The sequence below is a fragment of the Colwellia marinimaniae genome (genome assembly GCF_002207865.1).
Classification (GTDB): Bacteria; Pseudomonadota; Gammaproteobacteria; order Enterobacterales; family Alteromonadaceae; genus Colwellia; species Colwellia marinimaniae.
Genome location: NZ_BDQM01000004.1, coordinates 57,231 through 73,140, shown reverse-complemented (window position 1 = coordinate 73,140; position 15,910 = coordinate 57,231). Strand labels below are relative to the sequence as shown.

At 40.5% G+C, this 15,910-nt stretch carries 18 protein-coding genes; 9 read left to right on the top strand and 9 right to left on the bottom strand.

Going from position 1 to position 15,910, the window contains the following annotated elements:
• Positions 1–8: 8 nt before the first annotated feature.
• Positions 9–476 carry a GNAT family N-acetyltransferase gene (locus MTCD1_RS03910; protein WP_057181201.1) on the bottom strand — a complete coding sequence of 156 codons (468 nt, stop codon included), beginning with the start codon at positions 474–476 and terminating at the stop codon, positions 9–11.
• Positions 477–655: 179 nt separating this feature from the next.
• Here MTCD1_RS03910 and MTCD1_RS03905 point away from each other — a divergent pair, with 179 nt between their 5' ends.
• The 3 genes from MTCD1_RS03905 (at position 656) to MTCD1_RS21150 (ending at position 3,530) form a co-directional block, all read left to right on the top strand.
• A complete protein-coding gene (locus MTCD1_RS03905; protein ID WP_057181202.1) occupies positions 656–2,512 on the top strand; it encodes a DUF885 domain-containing protein in 1,857 nt (618 codons plus the stop codon).
• A 342-nt stretch (positions 2,513–2,854) separates the two neighbouring features.
• Entirely contained in the window at positions 2,855–3,133 is a 279-nt protein-coding gene (locus MTCD1_RS03900; protein ID WP_057181203.1) for a hypothetical protein, read from the top strand.
• A gap of 223 nt (positions 3,134–3,356) precedes the next feature.
• Complete coding sequence (locus MTCD1_RS21150; RefSeq protein ID WP_157447806.1) at positions 3,357–3,530, top strand: hypothetical protein; 174 nt, start codon at positions 3,357–3,359, stop codon at positions 3,528–3,530.
• Here MTCD1_RS21150 and MTCD1_RS03895 read toward each other — a convergent pair.
• The 4 genes from MTCD1_RS03895 to MTCD1_RS03880 all read right to left on the bottom strand — a co-directional run bounded on the left by MTCD1_RS03895 (position 3,509) and on the right by MTCD1_RS03880 (position 8,016).
• Positions 3,509–4,393 (bottom strand): LysR family transcriptional regulator, encoded by an 885-nt coding sequence (locus tag MTCD1_RS03895; RefSeq protein WP_057181204.1) that lies wholly within the window; start codon positions 4,391–4,393, stop codon positions 3,509–3,511. The two genes, MTCD1_RS21150 and MTCD1_RS03895, sit on opposite strands and share 22 nt — an antisense overlap.
• Positions 4,394–4,692: 299 nt before the next feature.
• The gene (locus tag MTCD1_RS03890; RefSeq protein WP_057181205.1) at positions 4,693–5,523 is read right to left on the bottom strand and encodes a sulfite exporter TauE/SafE family protein; all 831 of its coding nucleotides are present in this window, start codon (positions 5,521–5,523) and stop codon (positions 4,693–4,695) included.
• 373 nt (positions 5,524–5,896) lie between these two features.
• Positions 5,897–6,946 carry a methionine synthase gene (locus MTCD1_RS03885; RefSeq protein ID WP_057181206.1) on the bottom strand — a complete coding sequence of 350 codons (1,050 nt, stop codon included), beginning with the start codon at positions 6,944–6,946 and terminating at the stop codon, positions 5,897–5,899.
• Between the two features lie 92 nt (positions 6,947–7,038).
• Positions 7,039–8,016, bottom strand: a complete 978-nt coding sequence (locus MTCD1_RS03880; protein WP_057181207.1) for a DUF1852 domain-containing protein — start codon at positions 8,014–8,016, stop codon at positions 7,039–7,041.
• 685 nt (positions 8,017–8,701) lie between these two features.
• Here MTCD1_RS03880 and MTCD1_RS03875 point away from each other — a divergent pair.
• From MTCD1_RS03875 to MTCD1_RS03865, 3 genes are all read left to right on the top strand, one after another.
• Positions 8,702–8,992, top strand: coding sequence for a YkgJ family cysteine cluster protein (locus tag MTCD1_RS03875; protein ID WP_082606528.1), 291 nt, complete (start codon positions 8,702–8,704; stop codon positions 8,990–8,992).
• Positions 8,993–9,124: 132 nt separating this feature from the next.
• A complete protein-coding gene (locus MTCD1_RS03870) occupies positions 9,125–9,400 on the top strand; it encodes a hypothetical protein (RefSeq protein ID WP_057181208.1) in 276 nt (91 codons plus the stop codon).
• A 198-nt stretch (positions 9,401–9,598) separates the two neighbouring features.
• Complete coding sequence (locus MTCD1_RS03865; protein WP_057181209.1) at positions 9,599–10,468, top strand: MYG1 family protein; 870 nt, start codon at positions 9,599–9,601, stop codon at positions 10,466–10,468.
• Between the two features lie 91 nt (positions 10,469–10,559).
• On the opposite strand, the gene MTCD1_RS03860 is transcribed toward MTCD1_RS03865, so the two are convergent.
• The gene (locus MTCD1_RS03860; protein WP_057181210.1) at positions 10,560–11,345 is read right to left on the bottom strand and encodes a prolyl hydroxylase family protein; all 786 of its coding nucleotides are present in this window, start codon (positions 11,343–11,345) and stop codon (positions 10,560–10,562) included.
• 74 nt (positions 11,346–11,419) lie between these two features.
• Positions 11,420–12,751, bottom strand: a complete 1,332-nt coding sequence (locus MTCD1_RS03855) for an aldehyde dehydrogenase family protein (RefSeq protein WP_057181211.1) — start codon at positions 12,749–12,751, stop codon at positions 11,420–11,422.
• A 135-nt stretch (positions 12,752–12,886) separates the two neighbouring features.
• Here MTCD1_RS03855 and MTCD1_RS03850 point away from each other — a divergent pair, with 135 nt between their 5' ends.
• The 3 genes from MTCD1_RS03850 (at position 12,887) to MTCD1_RS21665 (ending at position 14,070) form a co-directional block, all read left to right on the top strand.
• Entirely contained in the window at positions 12,887–13,243 is a 357-nt protein-coding gene (locus tag MTCD1_RS03850) for a winged helix-turn-helix transcriptional regulator (RefSeq protein ID WP_057181212.1), read from the top strand.
• Positions 13,244–13,361: 118 nt separating this feature from the next.
• Positions 13,362–13,811 (top strand): SMI1/KNR4 family protein, encoded by a 450-nt coding sequence (locus tag MTCD1_RS03845; protein ID WP_057181213.1) that lies wholly within the window; start codon positions 13,362–13,364, stop codon positions 13,809–13,811.
• 118 nt (positions 13,812–13,929) lie between these two features.
• Positions 13,930–14,070 (top strand): hypothetical protein, encoded by a 141-nt coding sequence (locus tag MTCD1_RS21665; protein ID WP_231733035.1) that lies wholly within the window; start codon positions 13,930–13,932, stop codon positions 14,068–14,070.
• Between the two features lie 382 nt (positions 14,071–14,452).
• On the opposite strand, the gene MTCD1_RS03840 is transcribed toward MTCD1_RS21665, so the two are convergent.
• Together MTCD1_RS03840 and MTCD1_RS03835 are read right to left on the bottom strand one after the other, a co-directional pair.
• Entirely contained in the window at positions 14,453–15,085 is a 633-nt protein-coding gene (locus MTCD1_RS03840) for a TetR/AcrR family transcriptional regulator (RefSeq protein WP_057181214.1), read from the bottom strand.
• Between the two features lie 49 nt (positions 15,086–15,134).
• Positions 15,135–15,902 (bottom strand): sulfite exporter TauE/SafE family protein, encoded by a 768-nt coding sequence (locus MTCD1_RS03835; RefSeq protein ID WP_082606512.1) that lies wholly within the window; start codon positions 15,900–15,902, stop codon positions 15,135–15,137.
• Positions 15,903–15,910 lie beyond the last annotated feature (8 nt).

The window sequence follows — 15,910 nt, the reverse complement described above, 5'->3', positions numbered from 1 at the left end:
AGCTTAAACTAAGCGGCAATCACCTCTAATGGGCAACGTAATAGATATTCCAAGCGAGTTTTTTTCTCTACTTGAAAACCATGCCTAAGATACAAACCTCTCGCTGGATTTTTCAATAAAACATTTAGGGTGATCGGTAAGCATAATTGCAAAGCCCGCTTTTTCACTACCGTCAGCACCTTACTACCTATGCCCTTACCTTGGTATTTAGGCATAATTTGTATCTGTCGAATGTGTAAGCTTTTATGGGTATTATTAAGCGCCACCACACCCATTTTGAGCAAACCAATAGGTTTACGGTCCGCCAAAATAATGTGACTTTCATAAAAATGTTCTTTGATGCGAACTAAGTGTTGTTCGTCGGTCATACGAATACCTGCCGCGAGCAAATGCTGGGTCATGGTTTTTCTACGTAATGACAACAAAAAATCTATATCTTCATGTTTAACTTTTCGAAAGCCAAGGGTAAATTTCATGTTTGAGTGTCCATTTACGCTTAGAAGTAAGATTATCACTAAGTTTACTTCTTTTGTGCAGAGCACAACACCTATTGGTCGTAATTATATAACAATCTATCGAGCTTTCATTGAATTAGTGCTACACCTTAGGGCACACTAGAAACAATGCAAATTATATAAGTGGAATGAGAAATAGTATGACCTTTAAAAAAACCCTCTTAGTCGTTGCTGTTACGACGGCTTTATTGAGTGCTTGCTCAGCAGAAAAAATTGCCCAACAAGATAATAACAAGCAAGCAACTGCCGCAGCTAATGTAACCGCGCTAACAACACAAACAGCCTCAGAGCAAGCGAATGAATTATTCGATACTATTTTCCAGCAAGGCGTTGACCGTGACCCCGTTAGACAGACTTATTTAGGTATTAAAAAAGATTATGACAAATGGCATGATCTTTCCGAAGAAAACGCAGCCAAAGAGCTAGCCATAGCCAAAGAAAACCTCGCCTTAATCCAAGCCATTGATGTCAGCGCTCTTGATGCACAAACTAAAATAAGTCGCAGTTTATACATTCAAAACTTTGAAAATCACATCGCCGATTATAAATGGCGTTTTCATAGTTACCCGGTTAATCAAATGTACGGTACTCATTCACAAATACCTGCCTTTTTAATTAACCAACATTCCATCAGTAATGTAAAAGAAGCGCAAGATTATATTGCTCGTGTGCACGGGGCGCATAAATTATTAGTACAACTTGTTGAGCAACTAAAATTACGCGAAGCAAAAGGCATTATTGCCCCTAAATTTGTTTTTCCACATGTCATTAGAGATTCAAGAAACATTCTAGTCGGCGCGCCATTTGATGATGGAGAAAACAGCACGATATTTGCCGATTTCACCGGTAAAATAGCTAAACTCAGTATTAGTGATGACGAAAAGGCGACTCTAATTACCGAGGTGAAAGCCGCATTAATCGACAGTTTAAAACCAGGTTATGAGCAATTAGTCACCTACTTAACCGCCCTTGAGAAAAAAGCTGATACTCGTGATGGTGCATGGAAATTCCCTGACGGAGAAGCTTTTTACAACAATGCTTTAAAACGTACTACTACCACCGATTTAACCTCAGAACAAATTCATAACATTGGCTTAAGTGAAGTTGCACGTATTCATGATGAAATGCGCGTCATCATGAAGAAAGTCGCTTTTGACGGCAGTCTAAACGAGTTTTTCGACTTTATGCGTAACGACAAGCAATTTTATTACCCGGCGACCGTTGAAGGTAGACAACGCTATATCGACGAAGCAGTAGCACTTATCGATGATATGGAAGGTCGACTAGATAGCTTGTTTTTAACCAAGCCCAAAGCGGCATTAAAAGTTAAAGCGGTAGAAAGCTTTAGAGAGAAATCTGCCGGTAAAGCGTTTTATGAACGCCCTGCTCCAGATGGCTCACGTCCGGGTATTTATTACGCCAATCTTTATGACATGAAAGCTATGCCTATTTATCAAATGGCCGCTTTAGCGTACCACGAAGGTATTCCAGGACATCACATGCAATTAGCTATCAAGCAAGAATTAACCGGCATTCCAATGTTCCGTAAATTTGGTGGTTATACTGCCCATACTGAAGGTTGGGGCTTATATTCAGAGATGATCCCAAAAGAAATTGGCTTATACCAAGACCCTTACTCTGACTTTGGTCGCTTAGCCATGGAACTATGGCGCGCGTGTCGTTTAGTGGTTGATACCGGTATTCACACAAAAAAATGGACACTAAAAGAAGGTATAGAATATTACGCAACTAATACCCCTAACGCTATGTCTGATGCAGTTAAGATGGTAGAACGCCATGTAGTTATGCCTTCGCAAGCCACTGCTTATAAAATTGGTATGAACAAAATAATTGAATTACGCGAACATGCCAAAGTTCAGCTGGGTGACAAGTTTGATATTCGTGAATTTCATGACGTAGTATTAAAAAATGGTCCGGTACCGCTTAACGTTTTAGCCGACTTAATTAATGACTACATAAAAACTAAAAAATCCTAGTTTAATGTTTGTTAACCCTAGCTAAGGTTAACTGTCCTTAGCTAGGGCAACACTTAAACACTTAATATTTTCGATAAAATCCGCGCTGACCCCGCGGTTTTTTATGCTCGACTTTTCTACAGTAACCACTTAACCTTAATTTATAACTCTTTGATTTTAAGAGAACAATACAGTAATCTCTAGGCCTTATAATACTATGGACGATTAAGTTCATCTGCTAGAAAATATAAATATCCTCTTAATTATTACCTTTAAAATCTAAATAAAGTAAGCATCACTTTTTGAAAACCATCATAAAATCAATGCTATTACCTTTAACGCTAGTGGTATCATCTCCAACATTTGCAAGCGACGATTTCACTTTTTGGCATAGGTCTTGGCAGCCTTTACAGTGGTATTGGTGTTAATACCGGCATGCAATCTAATGTTGATTTAAAATACATTTCTGCTGGTTGTGTTAGTTACTCCTCTCAGGGATCGACCTGTGCCATGGGCATTGGCTGGGTAAAAACCGATATATTTGGCTTCAAACACCAAATCATGGTGCCAGTTTATATCTTGGCGTTATTGGCAGTGAGCACGGTTATGATGGTGCCCAAGCTGTTTACGGAGCAGGCTTAGGCTATCATTATTTTTTTAATGGCATAGGTAAATCGGGCGTTAATCTAGGCGTGACTATAGTTTCAGGCAAAGGAGATTACGGCAGACTTACGGGGTTAATGTTGCAACTTGGTTATCAATATTTAAACATAACACCAAACGCTTGGCCACGCTCGTGCCTCGCGTATTTAAGCCAATAATTACAAGCCCTTTATTGTGACATTATAACGATAAGGTGTACTCAGTGAGTCGTGAAAATATTATCAAGTTAACTACTACTGCTTTAACATTTCCCATACTGTTTTTATTATTAGCCTACGTTACTGCAGGCGGTATGCTTTCTATTTTAACTTTTATATCTTACTTGTTACTTGCTGTTGTTGGTGGGCTAATTGATCATTTTGTTTTTTTAGCTTGAGCAATGAAATCGTTGAAGTAGTCAATATGCTGGTCGGTCTTGCGAATACCGACAAAGATCTGTTTACTAATTCCTTGCTCGCCAAAACGAAGACTCTTGATAGGCATTGATTTTGAGTACTCATCTACTAGCCAGCCCGGCAAGGCACAAACACCTCGACCCGCGGCGACCATCTGTAACATGATCTCAGTTGTTTCAATGTGTTTGTGTTTCTTTACTGAACACTTTGCTGGATTAAGAAATTGGCTAAAAATATCGAGTCTCAGCGGCTCTACCGGATAAGTAAACAGTACTTCTTCGCTTAATTGCTCGGGTAAGACAAAATTTTGCTTTGCTAATTTGTGAGACGCAGAAACGACCAGTCTATGTTCATAAGAAAAAACGGGTATGTAGGCTATTTTAGGTTTAAAGAGCGGATCTGGGGTAATAAGTACATCTATTTCGTAGCTAAGTAATGCACCTAAAGCGCCAAACTGGAACTCCTGCTTCACGTCCATATCAATATCTGGCCACCGCTCTAGATAAGGTTGAATGACTCTTAGTAGCCATTGATAACAAGGATGGCACTCCATGCCTATGCGTAGCGAGCCCATCTCACCTTTTGCAATCTGATTCAGTAATAATTCCGCGTGTAAAAACTGAGGCAATACTCTATTAGCAAGCGTTTGGATGCGTTCTCCAGCAGCGGTAAGACGCAAGTTTCGACCGTCTTTTTTCCATATCGGCGTCGCAATTTGGCCTTCTAATTTTTTAATACTATGACTTAACGCAGATTGGGATAAGTGCAACGAATCAGCCGCTTTAGTCAGGGTGCCATGCTCTTTTATTGCAGTTAGTATTTCTAAATGAATCCTCTCCAGCACCGGTTAACTCCTATCTTTAGTTTTAATGATGAACGACAGTCATTGATTGATAAAATTATATCATTGTATCAATCAAACAAGTTTATTTACCATGGGAATAGAATAAATAATTACCACCATACCTTGTCTTGGCTTGTGCCAGAATCGAGCTGCTGAGACATGCTTGAGCTGTTGTTTTATTTAAAGAGCTAACAACGGCGGCTGCAGCTGACCTTGAATTTTTGCTGTTTAATAATTCACTGCAAAAGTAATCTCGACAGATCAACAGCCCCTATTAACAGCAATAAAAGCTATATAAGCTATAAGAAAAATTGCACCAGCATACGTAAGCCAGTAAATAGTAAGACCAAGGCAAAGATCTTTTTCAGTTTTACCGCATCTAATTTTGCTGCCAGTGATGCCCCTACAGGTGCGAATAATACCGTTAGCGGCACAATACACGTGAAGGCAAACAGATTGACCAAGCCAAAGGTACCCGCGGGAGCATCGGTTGGTGTACTGCCCAAGGTCAACATTATTAGCGCAGCCGGCAACGAAATGATTAACCCTATTGCCGCCGCCGTGCCAATGGCCTTGTGGGCGGGATAGTTATATAGGGTGAGTAGTGGCACCGAGAGTGTGCCGCCGCCGATCCCCACCATAGAACTGAAAAAGCCAATGGATGCCCCCATAACCGATTGTCCGGTTTTATTTGGCAGTTTTTGGTACAGAGCGGATTTTCCTGTTCGAAACAGCATGTTTAGTGCCGATAAAACCGCGATCACCCCAAACAATATAGTCAGCATAGTGCCTTCAATACGAGTCACTAACCAGCTACCAAGCAATACCCCCATAAGAATAAATACCGCCCAACGTTTGAGCAAGTCAAAATCCACATTACCTTTTTGATGGTGAGCACGAATGGAACTAATAGACGTGGGTACTATGGTGGCCAGTGAGGTTGCTGTCGCAACTAGCATCGCCGACTCTGGTGATACGCCAAAACTCTGGAACAAGAAAAATAGCACAGGTACGATTACGATACCGCCACCTACACCTAACAAGCCAGCTAAAATGCCGGCGAATACACCGGTGGCAACCAATGCCAAAATGGTAGAGATATTATTTGTTATAAATTCAATGATATTCATTAACGACTACTTCTATTTTTAATCACGGCAAAAATCTTATAGCAATGGTATTACTATCAATTAAGGCTATTGCTGTTAATTGTTATTGAACAGTAAATGGTATGCCCCCTATAAGCATTATTATACATACCTATGACGTTTACTCAGGAACTCTTTGTAAACGTCATCTTCGAAGTCTCTGATCGAAGATCCATTGCTCTTTTAGAAATGGCTCCAGGACAATAAGCTCAGGATAATATGCTCCTGCATTATCTAATAAGGTACTTCCTGTACCGTCAGCTTTGTCTAATAAGTGCCATCCTTGGCACGTCCGATTAAAACACCACGGGGATGACGATCCTGAGCCAAGTGCATAGGCATGTTATTATATGGCTTAGTTACTGGTGGCGAGTTCTCTTCGCACTATTGCTGCGCCTGCAGTTAAAGCATTGAGCTTGCCTCTTGCCACTTGCTGAGATAAAGGTGCCATGCCACAGTTGGTAGAAGGGTAAAGCTTGTCGGCATCGACATACTTTAGTGCTTCTCTTAGGGTCTTGGCGACTTCCTCTGGTGTCTCAATGGTATTGCTTGCGACATCAATGGCACCTACCATCACTTTTTTACCGCGAATAAGTTCAAGTAGCTCCATTGGCACCCGAGAGTTATGACATTCTAGCGAGATAATATCGATATTAGATTTTTGCAGTTTGGGAAAAGCTTGTTCATATTGTCGCCACTCAGACCCCAAGGTATTTTTCCAATCGGTATTGGCTTTTATGCCATAGCCATAGCAAATATGTACCGCCGTTTCACACTTAAGCCCTTCAATTGCTCTTTCTAAACAAGCAATACCCCAATCATTAACCTCATCAAAAAACACATTAAATGCCGGCTCATCAAATTGGATAATATCAACACCCGCCGCCTCTAATTCTTTAGCTTCTTCATTAAGGATTTTGGCAAATTCCCAGGCGAGTTTTTCGCGACTTTTATAATGATCATCATAAAGCGTATCTACCATCGTCATGGGACCAGGCAGCGCCCATTTAATAGTTTGCTTGGTTTGCTGACGTAAAAACTTGGCATCGTCAACAAAAACTGGCTTTTGACGACTAACAGGGCCAACGACCGTTGGTACACTTGCCTCATAACGATCACGAATTTTAACGGTCTTACGTTGCTCAAAATCAACACCGTTGAGATGCTCAAGAAAGGTAGTGACAAAATGTTGCCGGGTTTGCTCGCCATCACTGACAATATCAAGTCCTGCTTGTTGTTGATCTTGTAATGACAAACGTAACGCATCGTGTTTGCCGGCAATTAATTCATCACCCTGCAATTTCCAAGGTGACCAAAGTGTCTCAGGTTGTGCAAGCCAAGCCGGTTTAGGTAAACTGCCTGCAGTTGAAGTAGGTAATAATGCTTTAAGAATATTAGTTTTCATAAGTGATGATGCCGTAAATTTGGGTTAACTTTTAAACGTAACTTTTAACGTGATAATTGAACGTAACTATTGAACGTAACTATTGAACCTAGTTATTGAGCGTAGCTAGCAGACCATTGCTCAAGAACAGCTTGATAGGGTTTGATGAAATGCTCCTCAGTAAATTTTGCCTGCTCATGAGCCAACTGACCACGTTCTTCTCGATCATAAACAATTTGAGTTAATGAATGATCTAGGTTCTGTAAATTTGGCTGATAGGATTTTCCTGCAACCGCATTGGCATTATAAATCTCAGGTCGGTATATTTTTTGAAAAGTTTCCATCGTGCTGATGGTACTTATCAGCTCAAGATTAGTGTAATCATTAAGTAAATCACCAAAGAAATAAAAAGCCAAAGGCGCAACACTATTTGGCGGCATAAAATAACGAACCTGTAAGCCCATTTTTTTGAAATATTGCTCAGTCAAAGAAGATTCATTTGGCTGGTATTCAACCCCTAATACCGGGTGATTATTTTCAGTTTGATGATAGGTCTTGTTATCTGAAACACTGAGACATATCACCGGTGGCTTATTAAAATTCTGCTTATAAATATTTGAATTGACAAAAGACTGAAAGAGCTTGCCATGCAGTTCGCCAAAGTTATCTGGAATGCTAAATTTGGGCTGATTCTTATTATGAGCCTGCAGTAATACGCTAAAATCATAATCTCGCACATAAGAGGAAAAATTATTGCCGACAATGCCGGCAATGCGTTGGTTAGTTTTATGATCAACAATATTGGTTTTTAATATTTCAATCGATGGGAAGGTTTGACCACTGCCTTCAATATCTATATCAACCGAAATGATGTCAAGTTCGACCGAATATCGTTCTCCTTTGGGGTTATCCCAATGCGCTAAGGCATTAAAACTATTGTCAATCATCTTTAAAGCGTTGCGTAAGTTCGCTTGGCGGTAGCTTCCTCTGGCCAAATTAGCAAAGTTGGTAGTGATACGTGTATTGTCTGATGGGTGATAATTTTCATCAAAACGAATGCTCTTAATAGTAAAGGTAAAGTCTTTCTTCATGGTGATCTGTATCCTATTTTCTTAGGTAAAAGCTGAGGTAAAAACCTGAGATAAAACCTAAATGTATTGGTTGCTCTCTCTGGACTTGCCAATCTTCTTTACTGATTTTCTCAGTCAGTAGTCTTTTGGCTTTATGCCTAAAGTTAAAAGCAGAGTGTGTTTTATACGTGGTTAGTTACATGAATAAAATTGATTTTATTTCATTGATATATGAACTATGTTCATGGATTGTTTTATTGGTAAGTTTTGGCGCCTTGCTACCAGTCATTTCGGGCTTATACCATCACAGCTTTTGTCTTCAACTGATTATCGATCAAACACCCCTTAAAATAATTACCTTCTCTTGGAATTATTCAACTGCGAGTATAGACTGCACGTCTACCTGCTTCGATTTAGTTGAGTTGAGTTGCTAGATAACGTTAGACAACTCACCACGGCACTTTAAATTCATGCCCATAAATAGCGACAACTAGCCTGACACAGGGGGTTATAGCCGAATTACGTAAATTATTGAAAAGAATAAAATAAGGCGCTCAAACCAACAGTCACCGCGGGTGGTGACTCATTGCTTTGGACTATTAGCTAACCATTATTTTCTGCTTATTTAAGCGTAAACCGCCTATAAATGAGAGGAATATTCCAATATAGAGTATGCTATTGCTCATTGAATTTTTTGTTGTTATTTATGATCATTAGCGTAAAAAATATACCGGTTGCCGAAGTCACCTGTTCAAACTGCCAAGCATGTTGTTGTAGTTCCGAAGTCAGGATCATTTCCGAGACTGGGGTTCCTGATCAGCATATTTATGTTGATCAGTATGGCAATGAATCCATGTTGCGATTAGATGATGGCTGGTGCTCAGCTTTAGATCGAAATACTTTACTCTGTTCTATCTATGAAAATCGACCGTGGATTTGCCGAGAATTTGAAATGGGCTCATATGAATGTATCAGTGAACGCACAGAAAAAATGTAGTGTGCTACGCCTTTAGCACAGTGAACTTTCCTCCCCTACACCTTGCTTAAACGCAACATACCGTTGGCGGTGTTTCCTTGCTCAACAATTTCCAAGCCCTATTGAGGCTCTAACCACTCAGGATATTTAGTTATGCCATCCATTTTAGCTTTTTTAATTTTATTTTATTTAGTTGCTTATGCTTATGACAAAACCATTGATAATGAAATTAAAAGCAATCAAGCATTAGCTAACAAGTTAACCGAATTTAAATATTTTCATTCATTACAATCACGACCTAAAGCACTTTCTTCCGTGTTAACGTTCAAATTTATAGGTATCTCAACGGCTTTAAATATTGTTGGTAGTATATTTTCTTTAATGATGTATCTAGGTTTAGGTTTTGGTCTCTATTTTATCGCACAATAATTAGCGCATAAACCGCATAACTTGGTGGGACTGTTTGAAATTTTCGTGATTTAAAATCAGCTATTTTTGTTAGCTGTCTTGGTATAGAATCCGCCTATAACTTTACTTATTAAAATGTTCTAAAACGATAAAGTCCAAAACAACAGTAAGCTTTACTGGCAACACCTTCTTATCACTTTCTAACATGACACCAAACAAATGAATGATATAACAATAGCAACCCACAACGGTAATTTTCATGCAGATGATGTTTTCAGTATCGCTGCACTTAAGCACATTTTTCCTGCTTTTAACCTAGTACGCACCCGTGATTTAGACATTATCGCCAAGGCCGATATTGTCATTGATGTTGGTGGTGAATATGATCCAGATACCGGCCGCTTTGATCATCATCAACGAGGTGGTGCGGGTGCCCGTGACAATGGTATTCCCTATTCCTCGTTTGGTTTAATTTGGCAGAAATATGGCCTAGCAATATGCCAGGATAACCAAGAGCTAGCCGATGCTGTGGATACTGAGCTTGTATCAACCATTGATGCCATCGATTGTGGTCATGTTGAAGGTGTTGCTACAGGTATTAGCCTTAGCCAAACTATTGCCATGTTTAACCCCACTTGGCAAGAAGATAGTCACTTTGATAGCTGTTTTGATGAAGCCGTTGATTTTGCCGCGCGGGTATTAACACGATTCATTGCCGCGGCTAACGGCGGCATCAGTGCGAAGGACATTGTCGCTAAAGCCATTGAAAATGCTGAAGATGCAAGAGTGATAGTCTTAGAAAAATATACCCCGTGGAAAAGAACGGTGCATGCCTTATCTACTGAGGCTTTATATATGGTTTACCCCTCTGGCTCTGGTCAATGGCGCATTCAAACAGTACCGGTTGAACCGGGTTCATTCGAAGACAGAAAGTCGCTGCCTAAAGCATGGGCTGGCTTATCCGAGCAAGCACTTCGAGATGTGACCGGACTTGATGATGCTATGTTTTGCCATAATGGTTTATTTATTGCGGGTGCAGAGTCATTTGCCAGCACAATGAAAATGGCAGCTATGGCACTTAAAGAATAACAACATAACAATTCAAATTAGCATCTAGCACCTTCTATCGTTAACTTATCGCTACTATAGAAGGTGATAAATGACTGCCGGTTAGGTCGACTTACAAGGTAAATAATACATCACTGCGGATAATGTATTTAACCCCTTTCGTGATGGCAACTGAGCTATGTATACAGTGCAATGGATGCATACCATGAGGAAAGCATAATACGCTACCGGCTGGTGTGCGAACATCAATATTGACCACATCATCACCCGCTTGTGCCGGCTTAGTAGGCTCGTTTGCATTCACTAAGAAACGTGTTGCACCGCCTTGAAAGTCGTCACTGAGGAAAATTAACAAGGTCATTTGACTATATCGGTCGGGAAAAGCATTCGCTACCAGCTCATTATCTATGATGCGGCTACCTGGCCAAGAGCCATCAGAATGAGGCTTAAAAAAATCATCTTGGTTATATCGATAAAATCGAAAACGGGCGTTAATGCCTACCGCTTTATCACCGTTAAAAATCCCTTGTCTATCATCCATTAAGTGAGCCATACGCTGCCAAATAGTACCATCCGTTTTTTCATCAACAATCCAGGTTAAACTGTCGTTATGACGGACACTTCGAGGTAAAGACACCGGTGCATCGGGCAAGTAACCTAGTTGCTCACTAATCTCTATTAAATTTTCACATTCGGCTTTAGACAAGACGTTCAATAGCTGAAATGCACCGGGTACTTGCGCTAACTCGTGGCGCTCAACTTGACCATTATCGTGATCATGACGTAATTTTGCCGGGTTTTCCTCGGTATTACCCCAGGCTGGTAATGATGGATTTTCAGCGCCCGGCTCTAACGCTACCACAAAAAATTTAGCCTTGGTGTCTCTATCTAACTTCATAGTTACCTCTTATCGTTATTTCTTTTTGCTCAAGTATCTTAACCAAGACAGCTCCCTGTCATTGCTTATCCGCCTTATTTACTGATAATGCGCAGCTGAGTAAACTGTCGATGACCGGCGGCTGTGCCATGAAAACCAAAGCCACTTTGCTTAGCACCTACCCATGGCCCTGCCCCACCCGGACCTTGATTCACTCCCACCATGCCGGCTTCCATTTGTTCGGCAACGTCAGCAGCACCCGCGCCACCAAATACCGTAGCACCTAAGCCATAAGGGCTAGCATTAGCACGGGTAATCGCCTCAGAAATATGATTAAAACGGCTAATAGCTACGATAGGACCAAAGGTTTCATCATGCTCTAAACACATATCAGCCGTGATATCTGCCACTACGGTAGGTTGAATAAAAGGCAGCTCATAGTCTGCTGTACCTAACAGGAATCTTGCGCCTTTTTCCTCGGCATCTTTAAGCTGGGAAAGGACACTTTTATGTTGTTTCTGATTAACAATAGGCCCGATATTGACGTTTTTTTGGTCCCAAGGGCCTACTTGGTAACGGCTAGCAAGTGCCACGACCTTTTGTTCAAATTCATCGGCAATACGAGCATCAACATAGACACGCTCAGTTGACGTACACATCTGTCCGGCATTTTCAAAGGAACTGGCGACAGCAAATTGCACCGCTTTATCAATATCAGCGCTGGCCATAACAATCATGGCATCATTACCTCCTAGCTCCATCACTAAGCGTTTAAGCGATGATGCGGCACTGGCCATGATGTGTTTACCCGCCGCGAGGGAACCGGTAAACGCCACCATATTGATATCAGCATTGACCAATGCTTTTCCCGTTTCGGCGTCGCCATGGGCTATTTGTAACACCCCCTCAGGCAATACTTCATTGAGGGTATTGACAAAAAGATCGGCCACTAACGGTGTTTCTTCTGACGGTTTTAACACCACAGTGTTACCCGCCATTAATGCTGGCAACAGTAAATTATTTGCCATAGCCAGTGGATAATTCCAAGGGGAAATAACAGCGACTACACCTAGGGGCCGATATTGCAGTTCAACGCCATGTCCCTGCGACTCGGGTGCAAGAGCACTGGCAATTTCTTGGCAAAAGTAATCGGCATTTTGCACAGTACCAGTCACTTCATAACTCGCCCGTTGATAGTCTTTGCCCATCTCTTTACTGATCAACAGTGTCAGCGGCTCTTGCACTTTAACGAGCTGCTCATAGGCAAGTATTACTTGCTGGTGCCGTTCACTTAATGACAACGCAGCCCAAGATTTTTGTGCGTGCTTGGCTCGTTTAACAACACCGGGCATTTTTTCAGCGGTCGTTATTGGCACTTCACCCAGTGCGAGTTGAGTGATGGGATCGTAAGAGACGAGCATGGACATCGATTTTTTCCTTAAAGCTGCATTTGCTTTCGTTATAACAAGTTATCATTGGTTCTTGTGCTACATTATGATAGCGTGGAGAATTAAAGCAACCAGTATACTTTTAGTAACCAGGCTAACTTGATTGAAATTAAGATGAAAAGTACTTTAAAAACAAAGAATAAAAATATAAAAATAAATAGTGATAGCTGTGCAGAACCCTGTTCAATTGAGCGGGGTATGCGAATATTAGGAGGCAAGTGGAAGGCTTCAATCCTATGGCATGTCAAAGATGGGCCAGTACGCTTTAATGACCTCTCTCGCATGCTTGGTGGTGCGAGTAAGAAAATGGTCGACCAACGCCTGAAAGAACTAGAAAGCCAAGGGCTCGTTAACCGAGAAGTAATTTGTACTCGCCCTATTGCGGTTACTTATGAGATCACCGATTTTGGTCGTAGTGCACTCGATATATTAGAGAAGCTTAAAGATTGGACCGAAGAAAATAACCTCTAAAACAAGGCAAACTAGCTAACGAGTTGGCACTGAGACTGGCTTTTTGCCTATTCTTCGTTATGATAGCCAGCTTAATTTTGCCTATATGCGGGCGTTTGTTATATTGGAGTATGTCAAAATGAATAGCATTGATCTATTTGTAAAAAACTGGGGCAGTAAAAACGTCATGGTACCAATAGCCAGTGATGATATTGCCGATCTTGAAGAAAAATTAAATGCTTTTTTACCTGACTCATATAAATATTTAATTTCAAGCTATGGCTTGGTGCACTCGCCAAATGTGTTAACTAAAATATGTGATTTAGGCGTCAATATTTCTGAAGTGCAAGACTTCTTAAGCCTAGACGATGTATTTTCGCTATCAAAACTCTATGAAATGGGTGGTATGCCAAAGGGGCATATTTTGTTTGCCTCTGATTGTAAGGGCAACATGTTTTGTTTCAAACTGAGCGATTGTGCAAGTGCACAAACAGATAGCGCCGTATGGTTCTATAACTATGGTTTATGCACAGTGACAAAAGTATCTGACTCTTTCAGCGAGTGGCTAGAACAGTTTAATGACCTTTAAATAAATGGCGCTTTATCAGTGTTAAAGTTAATGCTAGCGATAACACTAAATAAACCTCTGCCTAGCGGACAATAGTCCTAGTCGGGGTTTAAACGGATAGATGATAAGTAGCTAAAAAGTGCAAATAATCACCGGTGCGGGTCGAGGCATTGGTGCGGCAACAGCAAAAATTTTTGCCGGTAAAAGCATCCGTATTAACTGTGTTCGCCCTGGTTTGATCTACACCGATATACATGCCGATGGTATTCCCCCCCTCTGAATGTCCTTTCATCCACATATTATGGTTCATCAAGGTGATCTAGCTTTCAATGGGGTTAGATATTGGCATTATTTAGCTGTTAGCCGATTAGGTAAAATGCCGAAACACTTAGTCACTTAATTAGAGGTATTATGCGTAGAGCCGAGTGAACTTTAGCAGAGACAGTAATCTGCTGTTTTTATGCCTTCTTAGTGATAACACTGAGCCTAAGATCATAGTCAATGTTCAATGAAAAACAGCTCAGCGTTAATGACTTCTTGGTGCGCTTAGTTGACGTTAACTCTAGGTCAATCGTTAGGTCTTCTGCTTGCTAAAAGAAGACCTTGATGGCTGAATTTTAATTGATAATTTTTTGTTGTAAGCGCTAGCCTCAATAAATAATTTACGGCGATACTTTATTCACCGCTTTGCAAATTAAATAATATTCTAGCTCTCTTGTTAATGCTATGGTTTTAGTTGCTGATTGCTCTGATTGTCGAATCCGTAAGCTATAACCAAAGTGATTGACACCAAAAATATACTCAGCTAAATGTTTTAGATCTTCTTCTGACCACGTTGAGCCATAGCGGCGCAAAACATAAATAAGACAGTCATAAAGTTCATTTAAAATAGGCTGTACTGCATGCTTCAATTGCGGATTTTCAGCAATAGCCTTAGTTAACTCAACATCCTCTACTCTTCCCCAGCCAACATTCGCTAATTTTTGCTCTAGTAATTGATAAAACTCAGCGAGAGATAACGAAAAATTTTCCTCGGTTGAGGCCAATTTAAAAGCGCCTACCGAATCTTTTAATCGTTCGCCATAAAGGGTAAATAAAATTTGCTCTTTATTGCCAAAGTATTGATAAATAGAACCTGGGCTAACGCCAGTAATTTTAGCAATATTACGGGTAGTTATTGCATCGGCGCCTTGCTCTTTTAATAGTTGCCACGTTCCGTCTAATACTTTTCTTACTGTGCTTTTCGCTCGTTGTTGGCTTGGCGCTTTACGCTTTGATGTTGGGTTTTCTATCATGTTATTATCATTTATACGTTATAAATCGCGATTATTATGAATACTGGCATTAACGTAACAGTACTGCAATAAGCGAAATAACATTGCCAACAATTATTGTCGATAAAGCCCATGATTTGTATTGCGTTGGATTGGTTGAGGCCAACTTTTTACACCCTAAAGTAGCACCAAACCACATAAACGGAAAACAAGCGAGTGCGATGATAAAAGGAAGCATAGAAAAATCATCAATGATTAACAACACTATTAGTACATAAAAATCAATAAAACCAAAATAGTAGATTAATGTAGCACGAATTTCCATATGGTTATGCCGCCATGATAATAAATACAAGACCACTGGCGGACCACTAATACCAGCGATGCCACAAAAAAATCCAGAGACTCCTCCTACGGTAATTTCTTTTACTTTTGTTGATGATTCTTTACGTTTATAGCCGAATAACAATGCTAACGCAGCAATAATTACCAATAAAGAAATAACTTGCCCTGCTGATTTAGCTGAAAGCACTTGCAACGAGAGCACACCAAAAGGCGCGATAAAAATAGCACCTAAAAGTAAACGTTTAACCAAGGACCAATTGACATCTTGTTTAGCTGCTTTCATTAACGGTAGAGAAATACATGTCTCTAATATGATAATAGTGGCAACAGCAATGGTCGGTTCAAGAAGCAATGCCATTGGTCCTGCCATTAACATACCCGAGCCAAACCCGGCAAGACCACGTAAAAAACCTGCAATAATAGCAATGGCGCAAAGCAACATTATCGTTCCTAAAGATAACCTTGCCATTTCATTCATTAGTAATTCGAGCATGTAATCCT